At 44.8% G+C, this 25,651-nt stretch carries 25 protein-coding genes and 1 pseudogene; 19 read left to right on the top strand and 7 right to left on the bottom strand.

Annotation, left to right across the window (positions count from 1 at the left end; genetic code table 11):
* The first annotated feature begins 2 nt into the window (after window positions 1–2).
* From sdaAB to WQ57_RS10295, 6 genes and pseudogenes are all read left to right on the top strand, one after another.
* Window positions 3–671 carry an L-serine ammonia-lyase, iron-sulfur-dependent subunit beta gene (gene sdaAB, locus WQ57_RS26985; RefSeq protein ID WP_046523665.1) on the top strand — a complete coding sequence of 223 codons (669 nt, stop codon included), beginning with the start codon at window positions 3–5 and terminating at the stop codon, window positions 669–671.
* Between the two features lie 269 nt (window positions 672–940).
* A pseudogene (locus WQ57_RS10315) lies at window positions 941–2,164 on the top strand (CitMHS family transporter).
* 54 nt (window positions 2,165–2,218) lie between these two features.
* Window positions 2,219–3,022, top strand: a complete 804-nt coding sequence (locus WQ57_RS10310; protein ID WP_046523664.1) for a fumarylacetoacetate hydrolase family protein — start codon at window positions 2,219–2,221, stop codon at window positions 3,020–3,022.
* Between the two features lie 177 nt (window positions 3,023–3,199).
* Complete coding sequence (locus WQ57_RS10305; protein ID WP_046523730.1) at window positions 3,200–3,871, top strand: GntR family transcriptional regulator; 672 nt, start codon at window positions 3,200–3,202, stop codon at window positions 3,869–3,871.
* Between the two features lie 153 nt (window positions 3,872–4,024).
* Window positions 4,025–5,086: a tartrate dehydrogenase gene (locus tag WQ57_RS10300; RefSeq protein WP_046523663.1), complete on the top strand. Its 1,062-nt coding sequence runs from the start codon at window positions 4,025–4,027 to the stop codon at window positions 5,084–5,086.
* A gap of 98 nt (window positions 5,087–5,184) precedes the next feature.
* Window positions 5,185–6,528, top strand: coding sequence for a 2-hydroxycarboxylate transporter family protein (locus tag WQ57_RS10295; RefSeq protein ID WP_046523662.1), 1,344 nt, complete (start codon window positions 5,185–5,187; stop codon window positions 6,526–6,528).
* A 317-nt stretch (window positions 6,529–6,845) separates the two neighbouring features.
* On the opposite strand, the gene WQ57_RS10285 is transcribed toward WQ57_RS10295, so the two are convergent.
* A complete protein-coding gene (locus tag WQ57_RS10285; protein WP_046523660.1) occupies window positions 6,846–7,655 on the bottom strand; it encodes a DeoR/GlpR family DNA-binding transcription regulator in 810 nt (269 codons plus the stop codon).
* A 25-nt stretch (window positions 7,656–7,680) separates the two neighbouring features.
* The gene (locus tag WQ57_RS10280) at window positions 7,681–7,893 is read right to left on the bottom strand and encodes a hypothetical protein (RefSeq protein WP_046523659.1); all 213 of its coding nucleotides are present in this window, start codon (window positions 7,891–7,893) and stop codon (window positions 7,681–7,683) included.
* 125 nt (window positions 7,894–8,018) lie between these two features.
* Here WQ57_RS10280 and WQ57_RS10275 point away from each other — a divergent pair, with 125 nt between their 5' ends.
* On the top strand, window positions 8,019–9,197 hold the full coding sequence (locus WQ57_RS10275) for a metallophosphoesterase family protein (RefSeq protein WP_241481515.1): 1,179 nt from the start codon (window positions 8,019–8,021) through the stop codon (window positions 9,195–9,197).
* Between the two features lie 88 nt (window positions 9,198–9,285).
* Here WQ57_RS10275 and WQ57_RS10270 read toward each other — a convergent pair whose 3' ends face one another.
* Window positions 9,286–10,155 carry a cation diffusion facilitator family transporter gene (locus tag WQ57_RS10270; protein WP_046523658.1) on the bottom strand — a complete coding sequence of 290 codons (870 nt, stop codon included), beginning with the start codon at window positions 10,153–10,155 and terminating at the stop codon, window positions 9,286–9,288.
* Window positions 10,156–10,495: 340 nt separating this feature from the next.
* On the opposite strand from WQ57_RS10270, the gene WQ57_RS10265 reads away from it, so the two are divergent.
* The 7 genes from WQ57_RS10265 to WQ57_RS10235 all read left to right on the top strand — a co-directional run bounded on the left by WQ57_RS10265 (window position 10,496) and on the right by WQ57_RS10235 (window position 17,616).
* A complete protein-coding gene (locus WQ57_RS10265; protein WP_046523657.1) occupies window positions 10,496–11,503 on the top strand; it encodes a LacI family DNA-binding transcriptional regulator in 1,008 nt (335 codons plus the stop codon).
* A gap of 92 nt (window positions 11,504–11,595) precedes the next feature.
* Window positions 11,596–12,615 carry a zinc-binding alcohol dehydrogenase family protein gene (locus WQ57_RS10260; RefSeq protein ID WP_046523656.1) on the top strand — a complete coding sequence of 340 codons (1,020 nt, stop codon included), beginning with the start codon at window positions 11,596–11,598 and terminating at the stop codon, window positions 12,613–12,615.
* Between the two features lie 36 nt (window positions 12,616–12,651).
* Window positions 12,652–13,731, top strand: coding sequence for a mannonate dehydratase (uxuA, locus tag WQ57_RS10255; RefSeq protein ID WP_046523655.1), 1,080 nt, complete (start codon window positions 12,652–12,654; stop codon window positions 13,729–13,731).
* The gene (locus WQ57_RS10250; protein ID WP_046523654.1) at window positions 13,728–14,564 is read left to right on the top strand and encodes an SDR family oxidoreductase; all 837 of its coding nucleotides are present in this window, start codon (window positions 13,728–13,730) and stop codon (window positions 14,562–14,564) included. Before uxuA ends, WQ57_RS10250 begins: the two co-directional genes overlap by 4 nt.
* Before the next feature lie 135 nt (window positions 14,565–14,699).
* Window positions 14,700–15,716, top strand: coding sequence for a TRAP transporter substrate-binding protein (locus WQ57_RS10245; protein WP_046523653.1), 1,017 nt, complete (start codon window positions 14,700–14,702; stop codon window positions 15,714–15,716).
* A 33-nt stretch (window positions 15,717–15,749) separates the two neighbouring features.
* On the top strand, window positions 15,750–16,319 hold the full coding sequence (locus WQ57_RS10240; protein ID WP_046523652.1) for a TRAP transporter small permease: 570 nt from the start codon (window positions 15,750–15,752) through the stop codon (window positions 16,317–16,319).
* A 13-nt stretch (window positions 16,320–16,332) separates the two neighbouring features.
* A complete protein-coding gene (locus tag WQ57_RS10235) occupies window positions 16,333–17,616 on the top strand; it encodes a TRAP transporter large permease (protein ID WP_046523651.1) in 1,284 nt (427 codons plus the stop codon).
* 109 nt (window positions 17,617–17,725) lie between these two features.
* Here the strand turns inward: WQ57_RS10235 and WQ57_RS10230 are convergent, their stop codons facing one another.
* The 3 genes from WQ57_RS10230 to WQ57_RS10220 all read right to left on the bottom strand — a co-directional run bounded on the left by WQ57_RS10230 (window position 17,726) and on the right by WQ57_RS10220 (window position 19,791).
* Window positions 17,726–18,226 (bottom strand): hypothetical protein, encoded by a 501-nt coding sequence (locus WQ57_RS10230; protein ID WP_052948719.1) that lies wholly within the window; start codon window positions 18,224–18,226, stop codon window positions 17,726–17,728.
* 95 nt (window positions 18,227–18,321) lie between these two features.
* Window positions 18,322–18,963, bottom strand: coding sequence for a response regulator (locus WQ57_RS10225; protein ID WP_046523650.1), 642 nt, complete (start codon window positions 18,961–18,963; stop codon window positions 18,322–18,324).
* Window positions 18,964–19,791 (bottom strand): sensor histidine kinase, encoded by an 828-nt coding sequence (locus WQ57_RS10220; protein WP_046523649.1) that lies wholly within the window; start codon window positions 19,789–19,791, stop codon window positions 18,964–18,966.
* 170 nt (window positions 19,792–19,961) lie between these two features.
* On the opposite strand from WQ57_RS10220, the gene WQ57_RS10215 reads away from it, so the two are divergent.
* The 5 genes from WQ57_RS10215 (at window position 19,962) to WQ57_RS10195 (ending at window position 24,181) form a co-directional block, all read left to right on the top strand.
* The gene (locus WQ57_RS10215) at window positions 19,962–20,543 is read left to right on the top strand and encodes a copper resistance CopC family protein (RefSeq protein WP_046523648.1); all 582 of its coding nucleotides are present in this window, start codon (window positions 19,962–19,964) and stop codon (window positions 20,541–20,543) included.
* Window positions 20,544–20,546: 3 nt separating this feature from the next.
* Window positions 20,547–21,638, top strand: coding sequence for a copper resistance D family protein (locus WQ57_RS10210; protein WP_046523647.1), 1,092 nt, complete (start codon window positions 20,547–20,549; stop codon window positions 21,636–21,638).
* Window positions 21,639–21,828: 190 nt separating this feature from the next.
* Entirely contained in the window at window positions 21,829–22,545 is a 717-nt protein-coding gene (locus WQ57_RS10205) for an ABC transporter ATP-binding protein (protein ID WP_046523646.1), read from the top strand.
* On the top strand, window positions 22,499–23,701 hold the full coding sequence (locus WQ57_RS10200; RefSeq protein WP_084820243.1) for an ABC transporter permease: 1,203 nt from the start codon (window positions 22,499–22,501) through the stop codon (window positions 23,699–23,701). The genes WQ57_RS10205 and WQ57_RS10200 overlap by 47 nt, the downstream gene beginning before the upstream one ends.
* 132 nt (window positions 23,702–23,833) lie before the next feature.
* Complete coding sequence (locus tag WQ57_RS10195; RefSeq protein WP_046523644.1) at window positions 23,834–24,181, top strand: DUF4260 domain-containing protein; 348 nt, start codon at window positions 23,834–23,836, stop codon at window positions 24,179–24,181.
* 32 nt (window positions 24,182–24,213) lie between these two features.
* Here WQ57_RS10195 and WQ57_RS10190 read toward each other — a convergent pair whose 3' ends face one another.
* Window positions 24,214–25,548 (bottom strand): FAD-dependent oxidoreductase, encoded by a 1,335-nt coding sequence (locus tag WQ57_RS10190; RefSeq protein WP_052948718.1) that lies wholly within the window; start codon window positions 25,546–25,548, stop codon window positions 24,214–24,216.
* Window positions 25,549–25,651: the final 103 nt, after the last annotated feature.

The raw sequence follows: 25,651 nt of genomic DNA, 5'->3' as shown, positions 1-25,651 counted from the left end.
CCGTGAAATATCAAAGTCCTTTTGAAATCATTGGCCCGATCATGGTAGGGCCCTCCAGTTCCCACACGGCAGGTGCTGTTCGGATTGGCAATATTGCCCACCAGTTATTAACCGAAGAACCAGTGCATGTCAGGTTTTCTCTAATGGGATCATTTGCAGAAACGTATGAAGGGCATGGCACAGACCTTGCCTTATTAGCTGGTGTGTTAGGATTATCGACCGATGACGAACGAATTCCAACGGCCAAACAACTAGCACAACATCATGGTCTCGAATACGAGTTTACCAGGAAGAAGCTAGGCAGCTATCACCCTAACACCGTTTTAGTTGAACTAAAAGGAAACAGAAAAGAGGTCAAGATATTGGCAAGTTCCGTAGGCGGCGGAAAGGTAGAGGTCCAGGAACTTGATGATTATCCGCTAAAGTTTTCAGCCGAAATACCAACCTTGGTCATCAACCACAGAGACCAGCAAGGATTCCTTGCCAATTTGTCCTTCATCCTTAACGAACACGGTTATAATATTGCAAGGCTAGCTCTTGAGCGTTTTAAAAAGAATGGACCGGCCATTACAGTTTGTGAAATCGACAATATAGTAGAACCCAGTCTGCTGCCTTTACTAAGAAACGAAATCCCATTAATTGAGGAAATCCGCAAAATCCAAACGGAATGAAGAATGAAGGAAGAGAAGCAAGGGACGCCCCTATGCTTCTTTTTCTTTTTTTGATTCGCAATCCTTCCCCGTGCTTCATCTTCTATTGACTATTAACTTAATAATGATGTAAATGGTATATAAGGGTCGGGTGAGAAAACAGGATGGAAATTACTTTCCCAAACAAGAGGAAACCGGGATTATCCCCCAAAGTGAGATTTAACTTAAGACATAAAATGATGATGCTGATGGTTTTGTTAATTGGCCTTTCCTTCTTGAGTTTGAGTTTAATGGGGTTTATTATTATAACGGTGATTGTTGCACTGCTTATTTGCGGCAAGGTGATTCTGTCATTCCCCTAGCGATCATGTTCATCTTTGCGATCCTTTTCTTTGGGACTATACAGGATGCAGGTCTATTCGACCCGATGATCAATAAAATGGTAGCCCTTACAAAAGGGAATGTCATTACGGTTTGTATTGTGACCGTTTTTATAGCCATCGTTGCCCAATTGGATGGATCGGGTGCTTCAACCTTTTTAATTACGATTCCAGCGCTTCTGCCATTATACAATCGCCTAAAAATGAATCCTTACTTGCTGCTGCTCTTAATTGCAGGAAGTGCGGGGATTATGAACATGCTTCCATGGGCTGGACCACTGGGGCGGACAGCTTCCGTGCTTGGAATGGATGTAACTCAATTGTGGCAGCCTCTTATTCCCATTCAATTGATCGGGCTGGGCATCATGCTAGCTCTGGCTGTGTTCATGGGAATCCGTGAAAAACGCCGAATTGAAAGAACGTATGGGTCCTTGGAAGTCGCAGCCGCAGTAGAGTTAGCGATAGTAGAAAAGGAAGCAGGCGACATGGAGCCAGATGAAAAGAAAAACAGCCTGGCACGGCCAAAATTGTTATGGATCAATGCGGTCATCGCAATCGCTGTCATTGGTGTCCTGGTCTCGGGAATGATGCCTGCAGGTTTGGCTTCATGATTGGTGTCAGCATTGCGCTGCCAATCATGAAGCCAAATGTTAAAGATCAGATGGAGAGGATTCGGGCACATGCCCCAAATGCCTTGACAATGGCTTCAATCATCCTGGCAGCTGGTCTGTTTTTAGGTATTCTCAATGGGACAGGGATGCTGACGGCGATTGCCAATGATATAGTGAATATCCTTCCGGGAACGATTGCTCCCTACTTGCATCTAATTATTGGTGTTCTGGGTGTGCCATTTGATTTATTTTAAGTACGGATGCTTATTATTTTGCTTTATTCCCAGTGGTTGAACAAATCGCGACAGGATTTGGGGTGGATTCTCTATCGACAGCGAATGCCATGGTGATTGGAAATATCGTAGGTACCTTTGTCAGTCCACTGGCTCCTGCAGTCTGGCTGGCTCTGGGCTTATCCGGCCTGGAAATGGGACGGCACCTGCGCTACTCCCTCTTCTGGCTGTGGGGAATTAGCCTTGTCTTATTGGCCACTGCTGTATTGATTGGAATCATAGGTTTTTAAAGGTAGTGTGAAATAAATGCAGGGGAAAAGCATGACAAATGGAGATGGTAAGAGATGACAACCGAGTTAATGCAAAAAACACAAACAATTCTTCGTTATCAGGATCAAAGTGGCGAAGAATACTACGGATTAGTTGAAGATGGCCAAATCTCGAAATTAACGAGCAGCTTCAACGAAATCATTAACGGGGACCTTCAATTTGATGGTGTAAAAGTCAGCATGGAAGAGGTCGAGCTATTGACCCCTGTAAAACCGAATAAAATCGTCAATTTCGGCTGGACGTATGCGGAACACGCAGAAGAGACCGGCGGGCAGGCGAATCTCAAGGAACCGTTTTTGTTTTTAAAACCGACAACGAGCTTGATTCCAAATGAGGGGGACATCATCCTTCCCCCGGTCCACCTGACAAGGCAGGTCGAAATGGAGGGTGAAGTGGCACTCATCATTGGGAAACGAGGGAAAAACATAAAAGAAGAAGAGGCACTGGATTATGTTTTTGGATGTACCGTTTTCAATGATGTGACGGCAAGGGACCTGACTAAAACGGACCCGCAATTCACAAGGGGCAAAGGTTTTGACACATTTGGACCGCTGGGACCATGGATTGTGACGGGTCTCGATCCGACCAATTTGAAAATCGTGAGTACTTTAAACGGTAAAATCGTACAGGATGGCAATACCAATCAGATGTCCCTCTCCATACCGTACTTGATCAGCTGGGTTTCACAGATTATGACCCTCGAGCCGGGCGATGTTTTGGCAACCGGTTCACCTTCCGGCAGCTGTCCCATGAAGCAAGGAGACATAGTCACTGTGGAAGTGGAGAAAATCGGAAAGCTGCGCAATTATGTAAAGTGATTCAGGGGGACGGTTCTAGTGCTTCATAGTGAAATGCGAGGAGCCGAGGAGCGGATAGAGCACGAGAACCGTCCCCGTGCTCTACAACAAAGGGGGAATTAATGGTATAGTATACTTGGATAGTCCTTGATTCCTGCTTGGCTAACCTATCATCTGGACAGAAGTGAGGGTAAACCGATGAGCGACCTTTCAATCGAAAAACAGGCTCCTTATTACATACAGTTTTATCATATGATCAGGCAAATGATCTTCGATGGCAAATACCAGCCGGGAGAGCGCATCAATGAAACACAGCTTGCGAAAGAATATAATGTGAGCAAAAGCCCCATCCGGGAGGCGGTCCGGATCCTTGAAAAAGAGGGACTTCTCATTGTGGAGAATTCGAAAGTTTTTGTCTATGAACCTACTTTAAAGGATGTAAAGGAAATCTATTATTGCCGAATGGCTCTCGAGTCATTTGCAGTGAGGCTGACAACAAAGATTGCCAGCGGGGAAGAACTGGCACAGATTGAGCGGACGCTGGATGAGACAGAGGCCGCCATTCGAATGAAAAAAGATGATAATACGATCATCACCCTCAATGAAAAGTTCCACCAGCTGATTTTGGCCTTTACGGACAATGCCCATTTGCAAAAGCAGGTCTATGACTTGAAAGGGCTGATCCATTATTTTCGAGTGCTGAATTTTAAAGGCGACCGCCGGGGGGATGACATTCTCGAACAGCATCGAAGAATCTTTGCTTACATCAAGCAGCGGGATGAAGAAAAGGCGGCACAGGAGATGATCCATCATCTTGAGCTTGACACAGAGCATTTGGTGGAGGTTCTGGCACCTGATGAGGAAAAATAAGTTTTGAACAAGCTGTTTCCTATACAGGGAAGCGGCTTTTTTTTAATTGTATAAAAAATCAAAAAATATATTGCCGGTTTGGGAAATCTATTATATAGTAAGAGTACAAAAGAGAGACGGTCGACCGACGACCGTTTAAGGAGGCAAACAACCTTGACTAAATTAAAAATTGCATCCATTCCTGGAGATGGAATTGGAACAGAAGTAGTGCCAGCAGCGATTGATGTTTTGAAAACGGTATCAGACATCCACGGAGGACTTTCTTTTGAGTTCACAGAGTTTCCTTACAGCTGCGAGTATTATTTGGAGCATGGCAGCATGATGCCGGAAGACGGGCTTGAGAGACTGAAAGAATTTGACGCGATCTTTTTAGGAGCCGTTGGGAATGCGAAATTGGTGCCCGACCACGTTTCGTTATGGGGATTGTTGATCAAGCTGCGCCGTGAATTTGAACAGGTGATAAATGTCAGGCCGGCAAAAATCTTCAGCGGAGTGCGCTCTCCGCTTGTAAACCCAAAGGATTTTGATTTGATCGTCGTCCGTGAAAACAGCGAAGGAGAGTACAGCTCCGTTGGCGGCCGCATTTATCAGGGAGAAGAAGAGATTGCCATCCAGAATGCAATCTTCTCGAGAAGGGGAACCGAGCGGGTGATGAGGTATGCATTTGAACTCGCCGCCAAACGGAACAGGCATGTAACAAGTGCCACCAAGTCGAACGGAATTGTTCACTCTATGCCATTTTGGGATGAAGTGTTTAAGGATGTCTCCAGGGATTACCCGGAGATCCAAACCGATTCCCAGCATATTGATGCTCTCGCTGCCTTCTTCGTGACCAATCCTTCCCGCTTTGACGTCATTGTTGCCAGCAACCTGTTTGGCGATGTATTGACCGACATTGGAGCAGCGGTAATGGGAAGCATCGGGATTGCGCCAGCTGCCAATATCAACGTGAATGGAAAATACCCATCGATGTTTGAGCCGGTGCATGGTTCAGCTCCTGATATTATCGGCAAGGGAATCGCCAATCCAATTGGCCAGATTTGGACAGCGAAAATGATGCTCGACCATTTCGGAGAAGAGGAAATTGGTTCCGTCCTTCTGGAAGTGGTTGAAAGTGTGACACATGATGGAATTCTGACTCCTGACATTGGAGGCAAACATAGCACAACGGAAGTGACGACCGAGATTATTACCCGTTTAAAAGCAAGAGCATAACCAAGAGACCGGAGCCTGTTCGCAGTGGATAGGCTCCCCCAATAACACATCCATGAAAACGCTTACTGGTCTATTTCTAATTTAAAAGGAGTGAAAATATGGGTGACTTAACAAAGCAGGCAGTAGTAGAAACAGTGGGATTGAATCCGAAGCCGAAAGTGAAGATTGCTGGAATTAACGCTCCAATCTTTTTGGCAATTGTGGTTGTCCTCCTTGTTGGGATTTACATGGAAATTCTTCCGCATAATATGGCCAGTGGCCTGATTGTAGCAATGGTTATTGGGATGCTGTTGATGTGGATTGGTGATCAGATTCCGGTTTTTAATACCTTTGGGGGAGGGCCCATCCTCTGTATCCTCATCCCGGCGCTCTTCATTTACCTCGGAATTTTGCCTGAAAGCGTTGGGACATTAACGGACGGTTTTTATAATGAACTGGGCTTTTCCGATTTTGCCGTTACCGGGATTATCGTTGGCAGCATTTTAAGCATGGACCGCAAAATGCTCATGAAGATAGGTCTGCGTTTTTTCATTCCGCTTTTAGGTGCAGTTGTATCCGCAATGCTTATCGGCGGTCTTGTTGGCCATTTAATTGGGTTCGGTTTTGGCGAAACAATCTTTTATGTGGTTGGTCCAATCATGGGTGGCGGGATGGCAGCTGGTGCTGTGCCAATGTCGGAAATCTTTGCTGCCAGCAGCGGGGAAAGTGCAGGAGATATACTGGCAAAAATCGCTCCGGCTGTTATGGTTGGCAACATGATTTGTATCTTTGCAGCGGGCGGACTTAATGGTTTGGGAAAACGCAGCAAGAAAAAGAACTTCTCTGGGAACGGCGACCTTCTGCGCCTTGAAAAGGGCGGAAACACGGTCGATTTAAAAGGCCAGGATTTTTCGATGTTCCCGTTTTCGATTAACAGCTTGATCATTGGCATGATTATTGCTACAACCATCTTTGTTTTTGGGAAAATTGTCGCAGAACTGATTCCAACCTTCCACTCTTACGTTTGGATTATCCTTTGTGCGGCAGCGCTGAAGATCTTCAATGTCCTGCCTGCCCATATCGAAAAAGGCGCAGAGGATTGGTATGAGCTGATCACCAAAGCATGGGTACCCGTCATTTTGGTGTCCATTAGTGCCGGAATGATTGATTTCTCAAGTGTCATTGAAATTGTCACCAATCCAAGCTATATCAGTTTGACCGTTCTTACAGTCGTCATTGCAACATTATCGGCCGGATTCTTCGGTTTGCTTGTTGGCTTCTACTTTGTTGAATCGGCCATCTCAGCGGGAATTGGCATGGCCGACATGGGCGGTTCCGGTGATGTCGCCGTTCTGAGCGCAGCCGAAAGAATGAACCTCATGCCATTCCTGCAAATCTCATCCCGAATCGGCGGCGCCATCATGCTAGTCATCCTCTCCATCATCGCCCCATTCCTGATGTGAGGCAGGGGGACGGTTCTGCTGCTTCAGTTGGGACACCTTGTTTGGGCTGTTTGCGCCACCGCTCATGGGGACAAAGTTTAGTGTGCTTACGACAAATGGGTGACCTCACGACAAGGTTAGGTGTACTTAAGACAAACTGGGTGGCCTCCACGACAAAGTTAAGCGTGCTTACGACAATGCGGCTGAGCCTTACGACAAAGTTCAGTGCATTTACGACAAGTGGCAGACCTCTGACTAATTTGAATTTTACTGTCTTTATATCAAAAAACCGCCGGTTCATGATCCACGGCGGTTTTTATGTTTTGAATTTTGTGTTTTTAGAAGGATGAAAACTCCCCATGCTTGCTGGCGTTGATCCAATCCAAGTCTCGTATTCTGATGTCTTTTGACCATTGTGCTGGCTTGTCCTGGTCTGCTATCACAACATCAATGGATGCTAACGAATCGATCTGGAACAAGGCTCTTTGATTAAATTTAGAAGAGTCTGCCACCAGAAATACTCGCTGTGATTGCTTAATCATAATGGAAATAGCAGAAGCTTCGTCCACATCAAACCCACAGATTCCATCCATGCTTATTCCTCCACAGGAGATGAATGCCTTGTCAAAATAAAAATGCCCCAGCAGCTGGTTGGTAATGGAACCGCTGGTGGAACGCTGCCGTGGATTGGCTGTTCCCCCGAGTACAATGACTTTCCCGTTGAAAAGATTGGATTCCAATCGGTTATTTAAAATTTCGGCTGCTGCTAAAGAATTGGTTACAATCGTCACATTCTTAACGTCTTTCATACTTCTAGCGATATTCAAGGTTGTGGACCCCGCAGCAAGCGCAATGGTTTCGCCATCCCGGATAAACGCCGCAGCTTTTTCTCCTATTAATTGTTTTTGGAAATGGGCAATGCTGACCTTTCGGAGGAAAGGGGGCTCGCTGCTGATTCCGGCATATGGAACAGCTCCACCACGAATTCTGCGCAATTTCTTTTTTTCCTCAAGGACATTTAAATCCTTCCTAATCGTTTCCGGTGTTACGTTTAGTTTTACAGCTAAATCCGTGACACTGATTTTTGTTTTATATTCAAGTTCCTTCATGATGGCTTTCTCTCTCTCTGACATTAAAGACTGGCTCATAGATTCTCCCGGCACATTTCTTTTACTACCATTTTAAGAACGAATTATTAAGAAAGGTTTTCATTCTCGTAAATTTTTCAAAAATATCTTCAATAACAAAAGGGTAATGTTCTAGTTTGTCTGCCTTTTCAACTATAAAAGCTGGGTCTTCCTTCTTAAGAAAACTAATGAAGGCGGATTCAAAGGATTTTGCTTTCTTCCATGCTTCTGTTTTCTTTACTAATCCTTTTAGCTGCATTCACCCTCCGCTAATATTCGGAGCTTATTCTTGAAAGCAGATAGGGATAGAAAGCCATCTCGGGGAAAAATCAGAAGGACTGACACCGATGGCTGCTGTAACAGAATGATTGGGAGGTATTGTACGTGACAGAGAGAAATAAAGGGATGGATCGAAGAGATTTTATCAAAATTGGCGGGATGAGCACACTCGCCTTAACACTCGCATCCACCGGATTGCCTGGAGATTTATTCGGCAGTACGACCGCACTGGCCAGTGACCATCAAAAGGCCAAACTGAAATTCAATCGTAATGGCAAGTTCAAAATTGTGCAGTTTAATGACCCGCAGGATGATGAACGGATTGACCGCAGAACCGTTGAGCTGATGGAAAAGGTCCTTGATTCCGAAAAGCCGGATTTCGTTGTCATCAATGGCGACATGCTGGCAAGCGGGCCGGATACTCCATTGGAATTGAAACAGGCGATTAACAATCTGGCCCAGCCAATGGAGCAAAGGAAAATTCATTGGGCAATTACATACGGAAATCATGATGAAGATTCCACTCCGAAAAACGGCCTGGATGAGGCGGAGATGCTGAAAATCTATATGTCCTATCCGCATAATATGAACCAGCCTGGCGAGAAAGGAATTACAGGAACAGGTAATTCGCACCTGCTTATTAATAATTCCAAGGGAACGGCGCCTGCGTTCAACCTATGGCTGCTTGACAGCGGAAGATATGCTCCAGACCAAATCGCCGGTCAGGATTTTGAAGGCTATCCTTACTGGGACTGGCTCCGCTTTGACCAGGTAAATTGGTATTACGAAACGTCCATGAAATTGGAAAAGCGGTTTAATCGCAAAATCCCGTCCCTGATGTTCATGCATATTCCGTTATGGGAACATCGCTATATGTGGTTTGCCGGCAAAGAGGAAATGTCAGCAGAAAGGCATGAGATTGCTGTCAAAAAGCATAATATCGTTGGAGAAAGAAATGAAGATGAATGCCCGGGCCCAGTCAATAGCGGCATGTTTTCCGCCATCCTCCACCGCGGCGATGTAAAGGGCGTTTTCTGCGGACATGACCATATCAATACCTACGCAGGGAATTATTATGGCGTCATGCTCGGATATGCAGGCAATTGCGGGTTCGGTGCCTATGGGCTTTCCGGAGCAGAAAAAAATAGACTGCGAGGAGCCAGAGTCTTCAACCTGGATGAAAACAAAGAAAACGTACTGGACGATACATATATGGTCTTTGCAAAAGACTATGGAATCGATTTAACACCAAACGACCAAAGTATTGACCCACTACCGTTGTAGAGCACGGGGACGGTTCTCCTGCTTCATCCTTGGTGCATGGTCACTAATTCGGCAGAAAAATGAAGCATGGGGAACGGTTCCCCATGCTTCATTTTGGTTCGACATGGACATGGACGTTATACACTCCATGCTCATCGATCATGATTTTTTCTACGTGCGTGGCAATGTCATGTGCTTCTTTTATTCCGAGTGTGGAATCTACTAAAATCACACAATCGATCACTTCATTATTGCCATAGTTCCGCCCCTTGATTTCCTTGATTCCTTTCACCCCTTTTACATTTATGACGATTTCCTTGTATAAGTCGAGCTTTGTCACATCAAAACCATCGGAAAGTTCGAGGGAAGCCTGCCTGAAAATATCCCATGCGGTTTTACAAATAAGGATTCCTACAACTGTGGCGGTTACGGTGTCGAGCCAGGGCATGTTCAACTGTGAGCCGAATATCCCTACGGCTGCCCCAATGCTGACCCATGCATCGGACAAATTGTCCTTAGCGGCTGCCATGACGGAACCGCTGTTGATCCGCAGGGCTAATTTTTTATTGTACCGGTAGACGAAATACATCGCCACGGCAGAAAAAAGAGCCACATAAGCAGCAACGACATCCGGCGTCTCAGACCCGCCGTGTACGAGTGATGTGACAGCTTCCAGCAATACCTGTAACCCGACTGCGGCCATAATGAAGGATGCCACCATGGATGCAATGGTTTCACTTTTCCAGTGTCCATAACCGTGGTTCTCATCAGGGGGCCTTTGAGATAGCCTCAGCCCGATCAGGACGGCAATGGACGCGATGATATCGGTTGTATTATTCAGTCCATCTGCTCTCAGTGCGGCAGAGTTACTCATATAGCCAATCAACAATTTTAGGCAGGAGAGGATGAGGTATGCCAGGATGCTGATCATGGCACCGCGTTCCCCAAGCTTTAAATCCTTGTATTTTTGTTCTTCCATCTCAAGTTATCCTCCTAAAAAAACACTGCCTACCTACCTTAGCATTCGCGATGCGAGTGGGTCTACAGCAACGTTTTTGAGCAGGTAAAAATTAATAGAGCATAAGAAACAAAGTTAGCTGACAGCAACTTTTCCGTAAGACCAATCGTTTGGAAAGTGAGGCAGGAGCGCTTCTTGTGCATTCCCTTGGCAATATGTGTACACGCCTTTTCAAAATGGAGAAGGATAACCTTTGGTTCAATTTTCAAAAAAGTTTAATTAGGGGATTGCCAATGAAAGTGTTTTCACCTATAATTTTGATAAACCGGTTTACTAAACCGGTTTAGGAGTGAGATGAAGAATGAAAAAAATTACCATGAAAGATGTTGCTGACAAGGCGGGGGTTTCCAAAAGCACGGTTTCCCAATACATAAACAATCGTTATGAATATATGGCGCCGGCAACGAAGGAAAGAATTGAGAATGCCATCGAGGAACTTGGATATGTTCCGAACTATGTGGCAAAAAGTTTAAAGCAAAAGAAAACAGCCACCATCGGGGTCATCGTCGCGAATATGCTTCATTCTTTTACAACTGAAATAATCAGAGTCATAGAGGATACCTGCAACCAAAATGATTTTCATATATTCGTATGCAATGCAGATGACAATCCGGAAAAAGAGCAAGCCTATATTACAATGCTGATGGCCAAACAGGTAGACGGATTAATTATTTTTCCGACAATGGGAAACAGGGAGCTGTATAAACAGTTGAAAAAAGCCCAATTCCCGGTAGTGTTTATTGACAGAAAAGTTGAACCTGTTCTGTTTCCGACGTTTATGCTGGATAATGACAAAACGTCCGAACTGGCTGTCGAGCGCTTCATCAAAAGGGGCAGAACAAAAATTTGTCTTGTGGGCCAATCGATTGAAAGTGGAATCACCCCGCGAATTGAGCGGATTGGCGGGTACAAAAAAGCTTTATTCCATAATGGATTGCATGTAAATGAGAAGTGGATTATCACAGGAGACTCTGATGGAATTAACCAGCAATTGCAATCGCTTTGGCAAGATGAAGAGGCCCGTCCAAATGCCTTTTTTGCCATTAACGGAATGGCCGCACTTAATTTATTACTCTTTTTAAAAGAACACAGCATTCACATACCCGAAGATGTAAGCGTTATAACGATGGATGACTCACCATTTTTAGCGGCTTCCAGTCCGGCCATAACCGTTGTCGCACAGCCAAACTCCCAGATGGGAATCGATACGGCCAATATGATGATCGGTTTAATTGGAAATCCGGAATTGAAGAAAGAATATCAAGTCTTCCGGTATCCCCCAACATTAATAGAAAGAGAATCTGTGTGAAGCTTCTGCTAAAAATGGCTTTTCATAACACAAAATAGCTAGGCTATCGGCATGTGCTGCAAGGATTATTAGATGAACAGGAGTGTTTTTTAATGAAAGCTGTACGTATTCCAAAACCAATGGAGATTGTTTTAGAAGATGTGGAGAAACCGGACATCAGCTCTCCTAATGAAGTGCTTGTCCGCATTAAGCGAGTGGGAATCTGCGGATCGGATATGCATATATATCATGGCACCAATCCGCTTGCAACCTATCCGCGGGTGGTAGGCCATGAGGTGGCCGGGGAAGTTGTGTCTGTTGGCGAAGCTGTAACCAGCCTGCAGCCTGGCGATCATGTTGTCGTAGAGCCGATCCGCTATTGCGGGAAGTGTTATGCATGCCGCAAAGGGAGGCCGAACGTGTGTAAAGAGTTAAGTGTATTTGGAGTCCATGAAGACGGAGGAATGCGTGAATTTATTGTTCTCCCTGAAAATCAGCTTCATGCAGTTGATTCCTCTCTGGACTGGGACGAAATCGTGCTCACAGAACCGTACACGATTGGCGCCCAGGCTGTATGGCGCGGGAATGTGGAAGAAGGAGATACTGTTTTCATTCAGGGTTCCGGACCGATCGGTATTTGTGTCCTGAAAATGGCTAAGCTTGCAGGAGCAACCGTCATCATGTCGGATTTAAAAGCAGAACGTCTTGCCTTTGCGCAGGAAGACGGCGCCGACCATGTCATCAATGCCGGAAGCGAATCAATTGAAGAGAAGATTATGGAGCTAACAAAAGGCGAAGGGGCCAATGTTGTCATTGATGCCGTCTGCCTCCCGTCTACCTTTGAGCTGGGTGTCAAAGTCGCCTCTGCTGCAGGTACCGTTGTAGTGCTCGGGTTTGACGAGCGTTCGTCGCAAATTCCGCAATTGCCAATCACAAAGAAGGAATTAACGATTGTTGGCTCCCGCCTTCAAACTTTCCAATTTGAAAAAGTGGTTTCTCTCCTCAATAAAAACCAGCTAAAGGAAAATGGCCTGATTACTCATAAATTTGCATTAAGTAAGGTTCAGGAAGCTTTTTCCTTTGTCGAGAACAACCCTGATTTTGTAAGAAAAGCTCTGATCGTTTTTGAGTAAGAGAAAAAAGTTATCCAAATAAGTAGGTGCCTTTATATGAACATGACATTTCGCTGGTATGGAAGGGATAATGATACCGTATCCCTGGAACAAATCAGGCAGATACCAAATGTAAAAGGAATTGTCTGGGCTCTTCATAAAAAACAGGTTGGCGAAGTATGGACAAAAAATGAAATATGTGAAGAAGTCGAATATATCCAATCCTATGGCTTTCACACAGAGGTAGTGGAAAGTGTGAACGTCCATGAATCGATCAAGTTAGGCGATGAAAACCGGGGTTACTATATTGAGAATTACAAGAAAACGATCCGAAATTTAAGTGAATTTAACGTTAAAGTGATTTGCTATAATTTCATGCCTGTTTTTGACTGGATCCGTACTGATCTGTTTCACCCGCTTCCGGATGGTTCTACTGCTTTATTTTATGAGAAGGCAAATCTTGATTCGCTCGGACCGGACGAACTCGTCGCATCTTTTGCGAGCGCTTCTTCCAAAATGACGCTAGCTGGGTGGGAGCCTGAAAAATTGGCAACCACAAAGGAATTGTTTGAGGCGTATAAAGAGATGGATGAGGAGACTCTCTGGGACAACCTTCGTTACTTCCTGCTGGAAATTCTTCCAGTCTGTGAAGAGTGCGGCATCAAAATGGCCATCCATCCGGACGATCCGCCATGGAGCCTGTTTGGCCTTCCGAGGATCATGACAGGGGGAGAAAGTTGGAAAAAGCTGTTGTCCATTTCGGATTCTCCGGCAAATGGAATTACCTTTTGCACAGGATCCATGGGTGCCAATCCGAAAAATGATATGGTGTCCCTTGCGAAGAATTATGCAAAGTTTTGTCCATTTTCCCATCTTCGCAATGTGAAAATATTTGATAATGGGGATTTCATTGAAACATCCCACTATACTGCTGATGGGTCGATTGACCTTGCTGGGGTGGTTAAAGAGTTGGCTGAGCAAGATTACGAAGGGTATGTAAGGCCGGACCATGGCAGGCATATTTGGGATGAAGCCTGCCGGCCGGGCTACGGACTGTACGATCGGGCACTAGGGATCATGTATTTGAATGGCTTGTGGGATGCCTATCTAACTAGCAGAAAGGAGAACGTACAATGATACCTATTCATGAAAAGTTAACTGGAAGAGTGGCCGTGGTTACAGGAGGAAGTGGTGTTTTATGTTCAGAAATGTGCCGGGAACTTTCAAGGCACAGAGTTAAAGTCGCCATCTTAAACCGTACGGCTGAAAAAGGGGAAGCGGTCGCGGAAGAAATCCGCTCAAATGGCGGGAGTGCCATTGCTTTGGCTGCGGATGTACTTGACCGTGCTTCGTTGGTAAAGGCAAGAGAGGCCATTATTGAGCAATTTGGCAGGATTGACATTTTAATAAATGGTGCCGGAGGAAACCACCCTGACGCCATTACAGCAAATGAAACCTATGGTGAAAAAGTGGATGGCAAGACTTTCTTTGACCTGGATGAAGCTGGTTTTTCACAGGTATTTGCGAGCAACTTTACGGGGACATTCCTTGCAAGCCAGGTGTTTGGTGAAGCCCTATTGGCTCAGGAAGCTCCGGTGATTATCAATATCTCATCCATGAGTTCGTATTCCCCGATGACAAAGGTGCCTGCCTATAGTGCAGCCAAAAGTGCCATCAACAATTTTACGATGTGGATGGCTGTCCACTTTGCTGAAACAGGCTTGCGAGTGAACAGCATTTCACCAGGCTTTTTCTTAACTAAGCAAAATCGCAATCTATTATTGAAAGAGGATGGATCACTTACGGGACGTTCGAACAAAATTATTGCGCATACACCGATGAAACGTTTTGGAACACCTGAAGACCTTCTTGGAACGCTGATTTGGCTTGTGGATGAGTCATGTTCAGGTTTCGTCACAGGGATTACCGTACCAGTCGATGGCGGATTTATGGCCTATTCAGGTGTGTAGTTGTTTGAAAGTTCGGAATATGGGGGCCAGACCCCTGTATTCTGCTCCCGATAAAGCAAGCAGGGTTAGATAACAGTCCATTTCAATAAAAATGACAGCGCTTCAAACTGAGTTAGGCGATGGGGGGAATAAGGGATGAAAAAGAAATTCTTAAAGGGTTTAATGGGGGTTGCATTGCTCACAGGAATGGCTGCACTTTCAGGATGCAGCTCGAATGTTGCAGGTGCAGGCAAAAGTACTTTGGTGAAAGTGGGTACACCATTTGCTGCTGCCCATCCGGTGAGTGTTGCCTTGATGGAGGTATTTGAGCCGGAAATCGAAAAAAGGACAGATGGAAAGTACAATGTGGAAATCTATCATTCCGGACAGATAGGCGGAGAAAAGCAATTATATGATTTTACCCGTAGCGGAATTGTAGAAGCGATAGCAGTCGGCACCGTTATGTGGAGCGAAGTTCCGATGATGTCGACTCCCGACTTTCCTTTTATTTTCAGGGATGTTGAGCATGCGAGAAAAGTATACCAGGGGGAAGTCGGGGAGTATATCGCGGAGAATCTGGAATCACAGGAGCCGCTTCAATTTTTATCATGGCATCCAAATGGCGCACGCGTTTTCAGTTCCAGCAAACCAATTAACTCTATAGAAGATTTTAAGGGACTTAAATTGAGAATGCCAAACAATCCGATCCACGTCCAGGTGGCACAGTCTCTCGGAGCGAATGCACAAATCATGGATTTGGGGGAGGTATTTACCGCCTTGGAGCAAAATGTCGTTGACGGCCAGGACAATCCGATTTCAACGGTTAGACAGGAAGGCTGGTATAACGTCCAGGATTATATTTATGAGTCAAACCATATGGTCTCCTCAATTGAATTGCTAATGTCCAATGAGTTTTGGGAGACGCTGACGGAGGAAGAAAAGGAAATTTTCCAGAAGGTTGCAGACGCAACGTCTGATAAAAGCTGGGATTTATACCAGGACAGTCTCGAAGCCGACCGGAAGTTTCTGGAGGAACAAGGTCTGACATATGTGGTTCCTACCGAGGAGGACCGAGAGAAATTAGTCCAGGCGATGGAACCAGTGTACGAGGTACTTTATGAAAAGTATGATTGGGCGGAAGATTTGATTAAGCGTATTCAGGCTGTTGAGTAGGGAGAATTTGTTTCCGAACAAGGGGGAAGGATTATGTCCAGGTTTTTGGATAAGCTTTTCAAAAATGTAGATTATTTATTAGGAATTATGATGGCATTGATGGTAGGATTCGTCTTTATAAATGTCATATTACGGTCTGTGTTTAACTCGGGGCTCGTTTGGTCCGAGGAACTTGCCCGATATTTGTTTGTGTTTATTACGTTTATTGGTGCAATTGGTGCCATGCGATCGAATTCCCATCTAGGAATGGATATTATTGTCCGCCGCTTGCCGCATAAGGGGAAAATAGCTGCCTATTTCCTGAATCAGACGTTAATTCTTGTTGTCATGGTGATGCTTGTCCAGGGGACTTATACGATGGTTGTCCAGAGTGTGGAGGCAAGGGCTGCCGCTACGGGAATACCATTATCGGTTATTTACAGCATCATGATCCTGACGGCGGTGTGTATTGGAATCAATTGTATCGCGAACATCATCAAGGTGATAAAAGATCCATCAATCATTGATGGACTTGTTACTCTTCATGAATCCGAAGAGGAGGAACTTGTCGAAGAGATGAGTGGTGACAATCTATCCAATACTGGAGAAAAATTGAGCAGCTAAGGGGGAATGGGCAATGACAATGGGAGTGTTTTTAGCAAGTCTGATCGGTGCAATGGCGTTAGGGATGCCAATTGCCTTTGCATTGTTGTTAAGCGGTGTCTTCATGATGTTTTTCCTTGGGGATTTTGATACCCAGATTATTTCGCAGAATCTGTTTGTTGGTGCTGACAGCTTTGCTTTAATGGCAATTCCGTTCTTTATTTTAGCCGGTGATTTAATGAACCGCGGAGGCCTGACGATTAGGATCGTCCGCGCAGCTATTGCACTTGTTGGCCATATTCGCGGCGGACTAGGATATGTATCCATTTTAGCTATTTTATTATTCGCGAGTTTAGTAGGTTCAGCAGTCGCATCGACGGCAGCATTAGGAGCCATTTTGATTCCAATGATGACAAAGGCTGGGTATGATCGCGGCCGTTCTACGGCGTTGATTGCAAGCGGTAACATTGTATCGCCAATTATGCCTCCATCTGTTCCTATGATTGTCTTTGGGGTAACTGCAGGTGTTTCGGTTACTGATCTATTTATTGCAGGAATTGCCCCGGCAATCTATATCTCCATTGCATTATGTCTGGTTTGGGCCTGGGTTGCGCGTAAGGATAAAGTGAAAACCCTGCCTCGCGCAAGTTTTAAGGAAATGGCGAAAGCTTGCATGGATGCTGTTTGGGCCATTTTGATGCCTGTTGGTATACTAGTTGGTCTTAGAGGCGGATTTTTCACTCCTACTGAGGCTGGTGTAGTTGCGGTTGTATACGCTTTGATCATCGGAATGTTTATTTACAAAGACCTGAAGCCAAAAGATGTAATGGAGAGCCTGATTTCTTCCGCCAAAACATCAAGCGTCATCATGATGCTGGCTGCTGCGGCGATGGTATCGGCATGGCTGATGGCAGTAGGAAATGTGCCGCAGGACATTGCCGAGATTTTAAGTCCGTTAATTGACCGTCCGCTGCTGCTATTGATTGTTATTAATATCATCATTATTTTGGTAGGTATGGCGATGGACGTAAATCCAACCATCCTGATTTTAACCCCTGTGTTAATGCCTGTTGTCGAAGCAGCAGGAATCAACCCAGTTTATTTCGGTCTATTATTTGTATTGAACAATGTGATTGGACTTCTGACTCCGCCGGTTGGAACCGTCTTGAATGTCGCTGTGGGTGCCGGTAAAATCAGCATGGAGCGCTTGATTAGGGCTATAACCCCATTCCTGATTGTAGAAGTCATCATCCTATTCCTATTAATCTTTATCCCGGAACTCGTAACAGTGCCAATCGAGTTCTTCTCTGGGGAATAAAGCAGGGGGCCGGTTCAGCTGCTTCATCAAAAGCCTAATCCGCAATTGGATTAGGCTTTTTTCTCGTGCTTTCTTACCTCAATGGGGAACCATTAAGATTCCAAACTGTTTAACTAACGTTCAAAAGATGTTCGATATAAACAATCCCCATATAAATTAGCCACACCGCTAATGGAATTCCCAAGCTTTTTATTGCTTGTAACAGCTCATATTTTTTATTGTTCTTTTGTAAAACTCTATCCGTAATAAAAAACAAGATAGAAGCTCCTAAACTATAAAATAGTAATATTAGACCAAAAACTATGTGCGTAATGCCAGAGATCCATATTTCAGATTTATCATTCTCTATTTTTGCTGAGATAAATTGACCGATTTTATCACTAATAATAGAGGCTAACACTCCGTAAATTAAAATAGCTGGAAAACTATACATCAAATAAATTGGCGTGACTGATACAACGGCAAATAAATAATTTGGTATCGAAGCGATCGCCCCGCCAAAAGGATTCGGCAGTATTAGTCCTAACAAAATGGCATATATGGAACCAGAGATAGAGGCGAAATAATTTTTCTTGAAAAAATTTTGTCCACCTCCCAATTTATCCGGCATTAACGGCAGTAAAACTCCCACTTCATGCTTTAGGGAGAACCCAAAAGAATTAGTAGGGGCAGCCTAATTTAATGCAGGAGAACCGTACCCATGCCTCACTCCACCAGGCCTTGCTGGTAGGCGTAGCTGGTGAGCTGCACGCGGTTATCGAGATGAAGTTTGCTTAGGATGTTTTTTAGATGGCTTTTGACCGTGTGTTCGGAAATGATGAGGGTCTCGGAGATTTCCCTGTTGGACATTCCTTTGGCGACTAGTTTGAGTACCTCCAGTTCCCGGCTGGATAAAGGGATTTTTTCTGTGTTGATCGCTTTGCTTTGGGGGAATTCCTTTAGGATTTGGAAGGCGATTTCCTTCGACATCGGGACTTCGTCAGAAGCAAAGGCCCTTAAGTGTTCAATCCATGTGTCCGACTGGAAATTCTTTAGCAAATAGCCTTGCGCTCCTTTTTTTAAGGCATCAAACAAATCGGTGATGTCATCTGATACCGTAATCATCACGATTTTCACATAGGGGAACGTGAGCTTGATTCTTTTGGTTGCCTCGAGCCCGTCCATGACGGGCATTTCAATGTCCATGAGAATAATATCAGGCATGAGCTGTTCGGTAAGCTGTATCGCTTCTTCACCATTTTTTGCTTCCCCAATTATCAGGAAGTCTTCGTACTCTTCCAATATTTCACGAATGCCTTCCCTCGCATGGGCGTGATCATCCACAATAAGGATCCGAAAAGGATTCATCTACTTTTGCTCCTTTTTTAAGGTCATGATGGTTTCATTCCCTATTCTCTCCAAGGAATATTCCCACCCCATATCCCTGGCTCTCTCTTTGATGATTTGCAGCCCATAGCCCTTGCTTGAGTGGAGTACTTCTTCAGTGAAGCCTACTCCCTGGTCTTTTATCTGGCAAATCCACCCTCTGTCTATTTCTTCCGCATGAATCATGATTGCATGGGTTTTGGCATGCTTGATCACATTCATAACCGCTTCCTTGATACAGGCGAATAATTCTATTTTTTCTTTTGGGGATAGCGTTTCCTCGTTAATGCGCCAATGTAGGTCAACATCAATTAAATGCTGGTTTTTCAATGAGGTGACATACTGGTGGACCGTTTCTGTCCAGCTAAAGGGTTCTTCATTTGGCATAAATTTTAAGTTTGTAATTGCTTGGCGGGTATCTTCGTGAACGTGCTGCAAGGTTTGCCTGATTTTTTGGAAATCGGGATTGTGCTCCAGGTCATTCTTCCTGCCGAACTTATTCATTTTCACAGACAGCAGAAAAAGGGACTGCGCAATGCCGTCATGGAGCTCCCTTGCCAGCTTTTCCCGCTCGATCAGCGCTGCTTTCCTGGCCTTTTCCAATCGCAACTCTTTCTGCATCCTTTCCAACACGGAAAATAAACGCCGCAAAAAAACGAGTGTGACGATAAAGACCAAAATAGGAGACAGATAATTTCCCAGCTCCATCGATATATAAGGAAGGAGAAACTCATGCCGCAAGTATTCCCATAGGGCGATCGTAACCGTTGGGATGATTAAAATGAGCCATTTGATTTGTTTATACTTCAAGTTTTTACACCTTTCCTAAATGGTAAGTGTCTTTATTTTAACACCGATTCGGGTCGTGTTAATCATTTTGACCTCAAATCACTCTTTCGAGGTATTATTTTATATTGCCATAGTATTTATAATGATTTAAGAGTTCACTTTAAACTGTACCACAACTTTAAGGAGGAATTATGTTGAAACGTATATTTACTGCAGTAGCAGCGCTTTTACTAGCAATCGTATTCTCTGCAAGTGTGTCTGCCCACTCGCATTTACAAGGATCCACTCCGGCGGATGGGGACGTTGTAACCGAGCCATTAACGGAAATTGTCCTTGAATTTGACGGCCAAATCGAACAAGGCAGTTTTATCGAAGTGACCACAGCAGGGGGACAGGAATTTGATCCTCAGGAATTGACCATCGGGGAGGGGACACTGACAGGTACCTTCGCTGAGCCGCTGGCTAATGATGAATACCAAGTCAATTGGAGTATTATCAGTGCGGATGGCCATCCACTGGAGGGTGAATTCTCTTTCACAGTAAATGCCCCAGCTTCTGAAGCTGAGGAGGAACCGGCGGAAACGACTGAACCATCCGAAACAACAGAGGAAGAAAGAACAGAGCCAGAGAAGCAAAGTACAGAAAATCAGGAAGAGGCAGCAACAGCTGATGAAGCAGAGGAGAGCGGTTCATCTTCCATGGGCTACGTTTTTATGGTTCTTTTAGCAGTTCTTGCGGCAGGCGGCTTCTTCCTGCTTAAAAGAAAGAAGTAATCCATGGATATATTCGTCATCATAAGTCAGGCACTTTTATATCTATGCTTTTCCGTTTTGGCAGGGAGCTTTATCCTCCTGCTTATTCCTGGCAAATACCGTCCTGACCTGAACATTCCAAAGCGGCTGCTCCTTGTAGGTGCCGCTTTGGTCCCTGTTTTCACATTCATTCCTGTCCTGGATATCACGTTATATATCGCTCCTCGCTTAGGCTTGTTTGAATCGTTTAAAATCGTATTAACAACCTATTCAGTTGGGACGGCGTGGAATTTTACCTTTTTCGGTTCTATTGTGCTGTTCCTGTTGGTTGCTTTGGCAAAGCCTGGTGAAAGGAAGATGTCTGCAATTTTAGGAGCCTTGCTGACATTTGGATTGATTTTGACCGTAGCCTGGTCGAGCCATGCCGGTGCGATTGATTCCGTGATAGGAATTGTCAGCGATTTTGTTCATTTGGCGTCTGCAAGCATTTGGGTGGGCATCTTGCTTATGGTTGGCTGGTGCAGTCTCAACGATAAAAATTGGCTCGCATTTTTAAGCTGGTTTTCACCGGTCGCTGCCGGATGTTTGGCGGCGATTGTTCTTAGCGGTGTTTTTTTGATGGAGACATTGGTGGATGGGTATATCCATTCGTGGATGGTTTCATATGGTCAGGGATTATTGCTCAAACATTTATTCATCCTGCCGCTGCTCTTTTATGCATTGGCGAATGGCGTCATTGTGAAGTATAAGCTGTCAAAAGATGCTGCCTTTAATCCGATTCCAGGGGTCAGGGTGGAGGGCATCCTTTTAGTTGTCATTTTTACGATTACGGCGGTTTTCTCACAGCAATCCCCGCCGCACGGCAATTTTATGAGCAGTGAAGCGGTTTCGCCTTTATTCCGGCACTTCCACGGTGACATCATCGATGCAGGCAGCTCCATCGGCTTTGTTGTCAACCTGAATACGGTAGGCTTCTTTTTCCTATCTCTACTATCGATGGGACTCATAGTCTTATCGTATTTCAAGAAAACCCCAATACTCATCTCGTTTTTGTTTAGCTGTTTGCTGGTTCTCAGCATCTATCTCATGATAATGGTGACAGTAGTGATTCGGTAATAGAGCATGGGGACGGTTCTGCTGCCTCACTGCTGCCTCATCCAGCAGGGTGGGAGGACCGCCCCTCTTCTTTTATCCCTCTTTATTTGCACAAACTGGAAACCTTTGTCAACCGTTGGACGTATAGTAAGCATCCAGACATTGAGAGAAGCGGGAGAACTCCTCTTGCTTTTCGGAAGGAGGCTTTCTTATGTCTTTATTGAACATTGAGATTAAATCGGCAGGGTATGAAAAAGGTGATAGCATCATTACTGACATCGCCTTTAGGATTGAGCAGGGTGAACTGGTTGGGCTGATTGGGCCTAATGGGGCGGGCAAGAGCACGACCATTAAAGCGGTCCTGGGGCTGCTTGAGCATATGGACGGATCTGTTGCATTTGGCTCTGGCGGCAATTATGCTTACATCCCGGAGAGGCCGCTCTTTTACGATGAATTGACGCTTTGGGAACATTTGGATTTTGTGGCGGCGGTGGAGGAGCTTAATGAAGAGGAATACAGGAAAAAAGCGGATGTTCTGCTCGATACATACAAATTAGCACACCATGCCCATGAGTTTCCATCCAAGTATTCAAAGGGGATGCAGCAAAAGGCTATGCTAATTTTAGCCATGATTACAGATCCGTATCTGTACATAATCGACGAACCGTTCATGGGCCTTGACCCCGATGCCATGAAACTGTTTCTTGATTCCATTGAAAAAGAACGAAAACGGGGAGCCGGAATCCTAATGTCCACACATGTTTTAGATACGGCCGAAAAAATCTGCAACCGATTTATTATGATTAGCAATGGACGGATAGTTGCAAAGGGTACGCTGGAAGAAATACGGCTTCAATGCCGCCTGCCAGAGGGGTCGCTGTATGATTGCTACCATTTTCTTGCGGAAGGTGATGGGGATGAAAGGTAGCAGCCTATTCCGGAGCCGGTTAATAAGAGGCTGGAAATTCCAATATGGTGTCTGGAAAACGGTCCTGGACTGGACCGTCATGTTGTATATCGCCATACCGGCTGTGGTCATCAGCACCATGATCTATCGTTCATGGTGGCAGGAAACTCCTTCGTGGATTATGGACCTTCCGCTGTTTCTCTTGTTTTTTGCATTCTATGTGATTGCCTGGTCAGGGAATATTCATATGTATTTGGAAGAGGCGGATAAAGTCTTTTTAGTTACAAAGAACAATCTATTATTGAAGCTGAAAACATATGGATACAGCTATTCATTATTCAGTCAATCACTTGCTGTAGGATCTGCCTTCCTTATCCTGCTTCCATTTTTACTTAATCACTATCACCTCGAATTCATCGGACTATTTGCGCTGCTGGGATATTTCATATCCTTGAGTGCATGCTTGATGCTGGTTAAATATTATTTGAGAACGTATGAATCACGAATGAAAAAAATCGGGATGGGCTTCCTGCTGTTTGTGATTTTCAGCTGGTTCAGCCAACTGGTCTATTTTTTGTTTGAAACAGGACACCTTCTGCTCGTTTATCTGGTTTCTTGTGTTATTCTTGCTGCATCGGTTTATTTCAGTATGAAGGCACTCCAAAAAGCAAGTTCACTGGACATTGGAATCGACATGGAGCAGGAACGAAAAACAAGCATGATTAAACTGGTCTTTGCGGCAGCACCCGAAATTGAAAAACCGGTTGTCACAAGAAGGAAGAAGCCGCTATTATTCCGGAAGTCAAAGCGGATTTTTAAATACCGGACTCCTGTCACAGGCATTTCCGAATTATTTATCAAGGTTTTTATCCGCAATTCTTCCTATATAAGCGGTTATGCTGCCTTAACCAATGTCACCACGGCGGCAATAATCGTTATTCCGTCGCTGTGGATCAGAGCCTTCCTTCTCGTCTGTTTTCCCATCATGATAAACTCGTGGATTTCCATCGTTTGGGACAAGATCTTCAACTCAAACCCCATGACGAAGAAACACATTGAAAGCAGCCATTATTTTACCGCCAAAAAAAGGCTCACCACCATAATGACCATCATCGCTGTTACCCTCCTATTTATCTTTGGAACCGTGGGGAGCGTTCTGCTGACTCATTTCCAGTGAGGCAAGGGGACGGTTCTGCTGTTTCATTCTGCTTTTTCTGGTTCATGGATGATGCAGCAGAACCGTCCCTCTGCTTTAAAAGGAATTTCCTTCATAATGAAGAATATAGTTCTTTAGACAGGGGGAATTTGAATGAATAAAAAGCTATTGCATGCAGAGGGAATGGCGGTTTTGGCCTTATGTGTTTACCTCTACGTTTTTTTTCAATTCAGCTGGGTATTATTTTTGGTTTTGCTGTTTTTGCCTGACCTTTCGATGGTTGGCTATGCATTTAATCCTAAAACAGGAGCGAGGGTCTATAATTTATTCCATACGTACACGATACCGGTCATTCTTGTCATCCTCGGAATCTTCCTATCCAACTCGACGATAATCTCCATCAGTTTGATCTGGACCGCCCATATAGGAATGGACAGAATGCTGGGGTATGGGCTGAAATATCCAACCCATTTTAAGGATACGCATTTAAATAGGGTGTAGCAAAGGACCAAATGAAGCGGGAAATTCCCTGCTCATTTGGTCCTTTTTAGGACACGAAGAAGTATCTTGGGGTGCATCAATATGGTCATCGGCCGCTTCAGGTTCATGACTTTGATGAATGAATCATAGATTTTCGGGCTTTCGGCGGATAGGAGAAAAATGTTTTTCGCATACCATTGAAGAACAGGCAGGCCAAATGGTTTCTTGCCTTTCGTCGCTGCATATCGAAAATCTTCGGTGAGGACCATTTTCCAGATGGGTGCGATGATTTTTCCCGCTTTTTTATGAAAGGCATTAATCGATCTCTGTTGAGGTCCCTGCTGGTTTTGAAAAATGCCCTGTAGAGCGAGTGCCTCCAAAACGGCGATGCTCATTCCCTGGCCAAAAAAGGGATCAATCCTGCAAAGGCTGTCACCAATGAGCAAAAGACCATCAGGCAAATTCTGCGCCTTATCTGCTTTTCTCCATAAAATATGGGGAACACGGAAGATGCTCACACTAGACAAAGCCTTTGCCGCTAGCAGTTCTTCATGGATATCTGATTTTGGAAGCCTACGAGCCAGCTCAAGCAAAGCTTTATCATTTTTCAGAATTTCTTTTCCATCAATTTCGTCATGATACCCGATAAAGGTGACTATATAACGATTCCCCTCGACTTTTGAAATCGAACCGCCCATTTTTTCAGCGGGTGGATTTGGGTACAATAGTTTGATTTCCCAGTCTCTATTTTTATCGATCGGAAGCTCAACCAGCTGGCTGACATAGGTCAAGCCAATTTCAACTTTATCAGTCGGGGTATGGATGTCGTGGGCTTTGAACCAGCGGGAAGACAGGCTGCTTGCCCCGCTGGCATCTACAACCAGATCAGCGTTTAGAGTGAACCTGGAATCGCTGCTATCCGTTCCTTCAACTCCGACAATCCGATTTTCCTCGTCTTGATAGACATACCTGGTTACCGAGTGCTTATACAGGACCTTTATATTTGCAATCTTATGTATGTGTTGATCGATATGCCATTCCAGGTGGGGACGAGTCTGCAAGGTTGTTGTATAGCCTCCATCATAGCGGAACTTCCACACGCCGTGATGAAACCAGGCAAGGTCTTTCGTCGAATTGATTTTCACCGCGCCACTTGAATGGAAGCAATCCGTAATTCCTGGAAACAGCTTTTCAAGACCATGCTCACCTGCGTGGAGCAGGGCATGGATGTGTTTCCCCTGGGGGACACCATTTCTGGGAGCAGGGGTCAACGTTTCGGAATCCTTTTCCAAAATGATCACTTCCTGAAACACATCAGAAAGGACACGTGCGGCCAGCTTGCCTGCCATACCGCCGCCAATAACAATCACTTTTTCTCTTTGGTGCAATTGATCATACACTCCTTTATCAGTGGGGGACGCCCAGTTTTAGACAGGTTTCCAACTTCATGAAAAAGACTGCTAGTTATTAGCAGTCAAAGATAGCGCCTCT

This window comes from Mesobacillus campisalis (assembly GCF_000986785.1).
GTDB lineage: Bacteria > Bacillota > Bacilli > Bacillales > Cytobacillaceae > Mesobacillus_B > Mesobacillus_B campisalis.
Note: the sequence above shows the minus strand (reverse complement) of the source record. Positions and strands in the feature narration are given on the sequence as shown.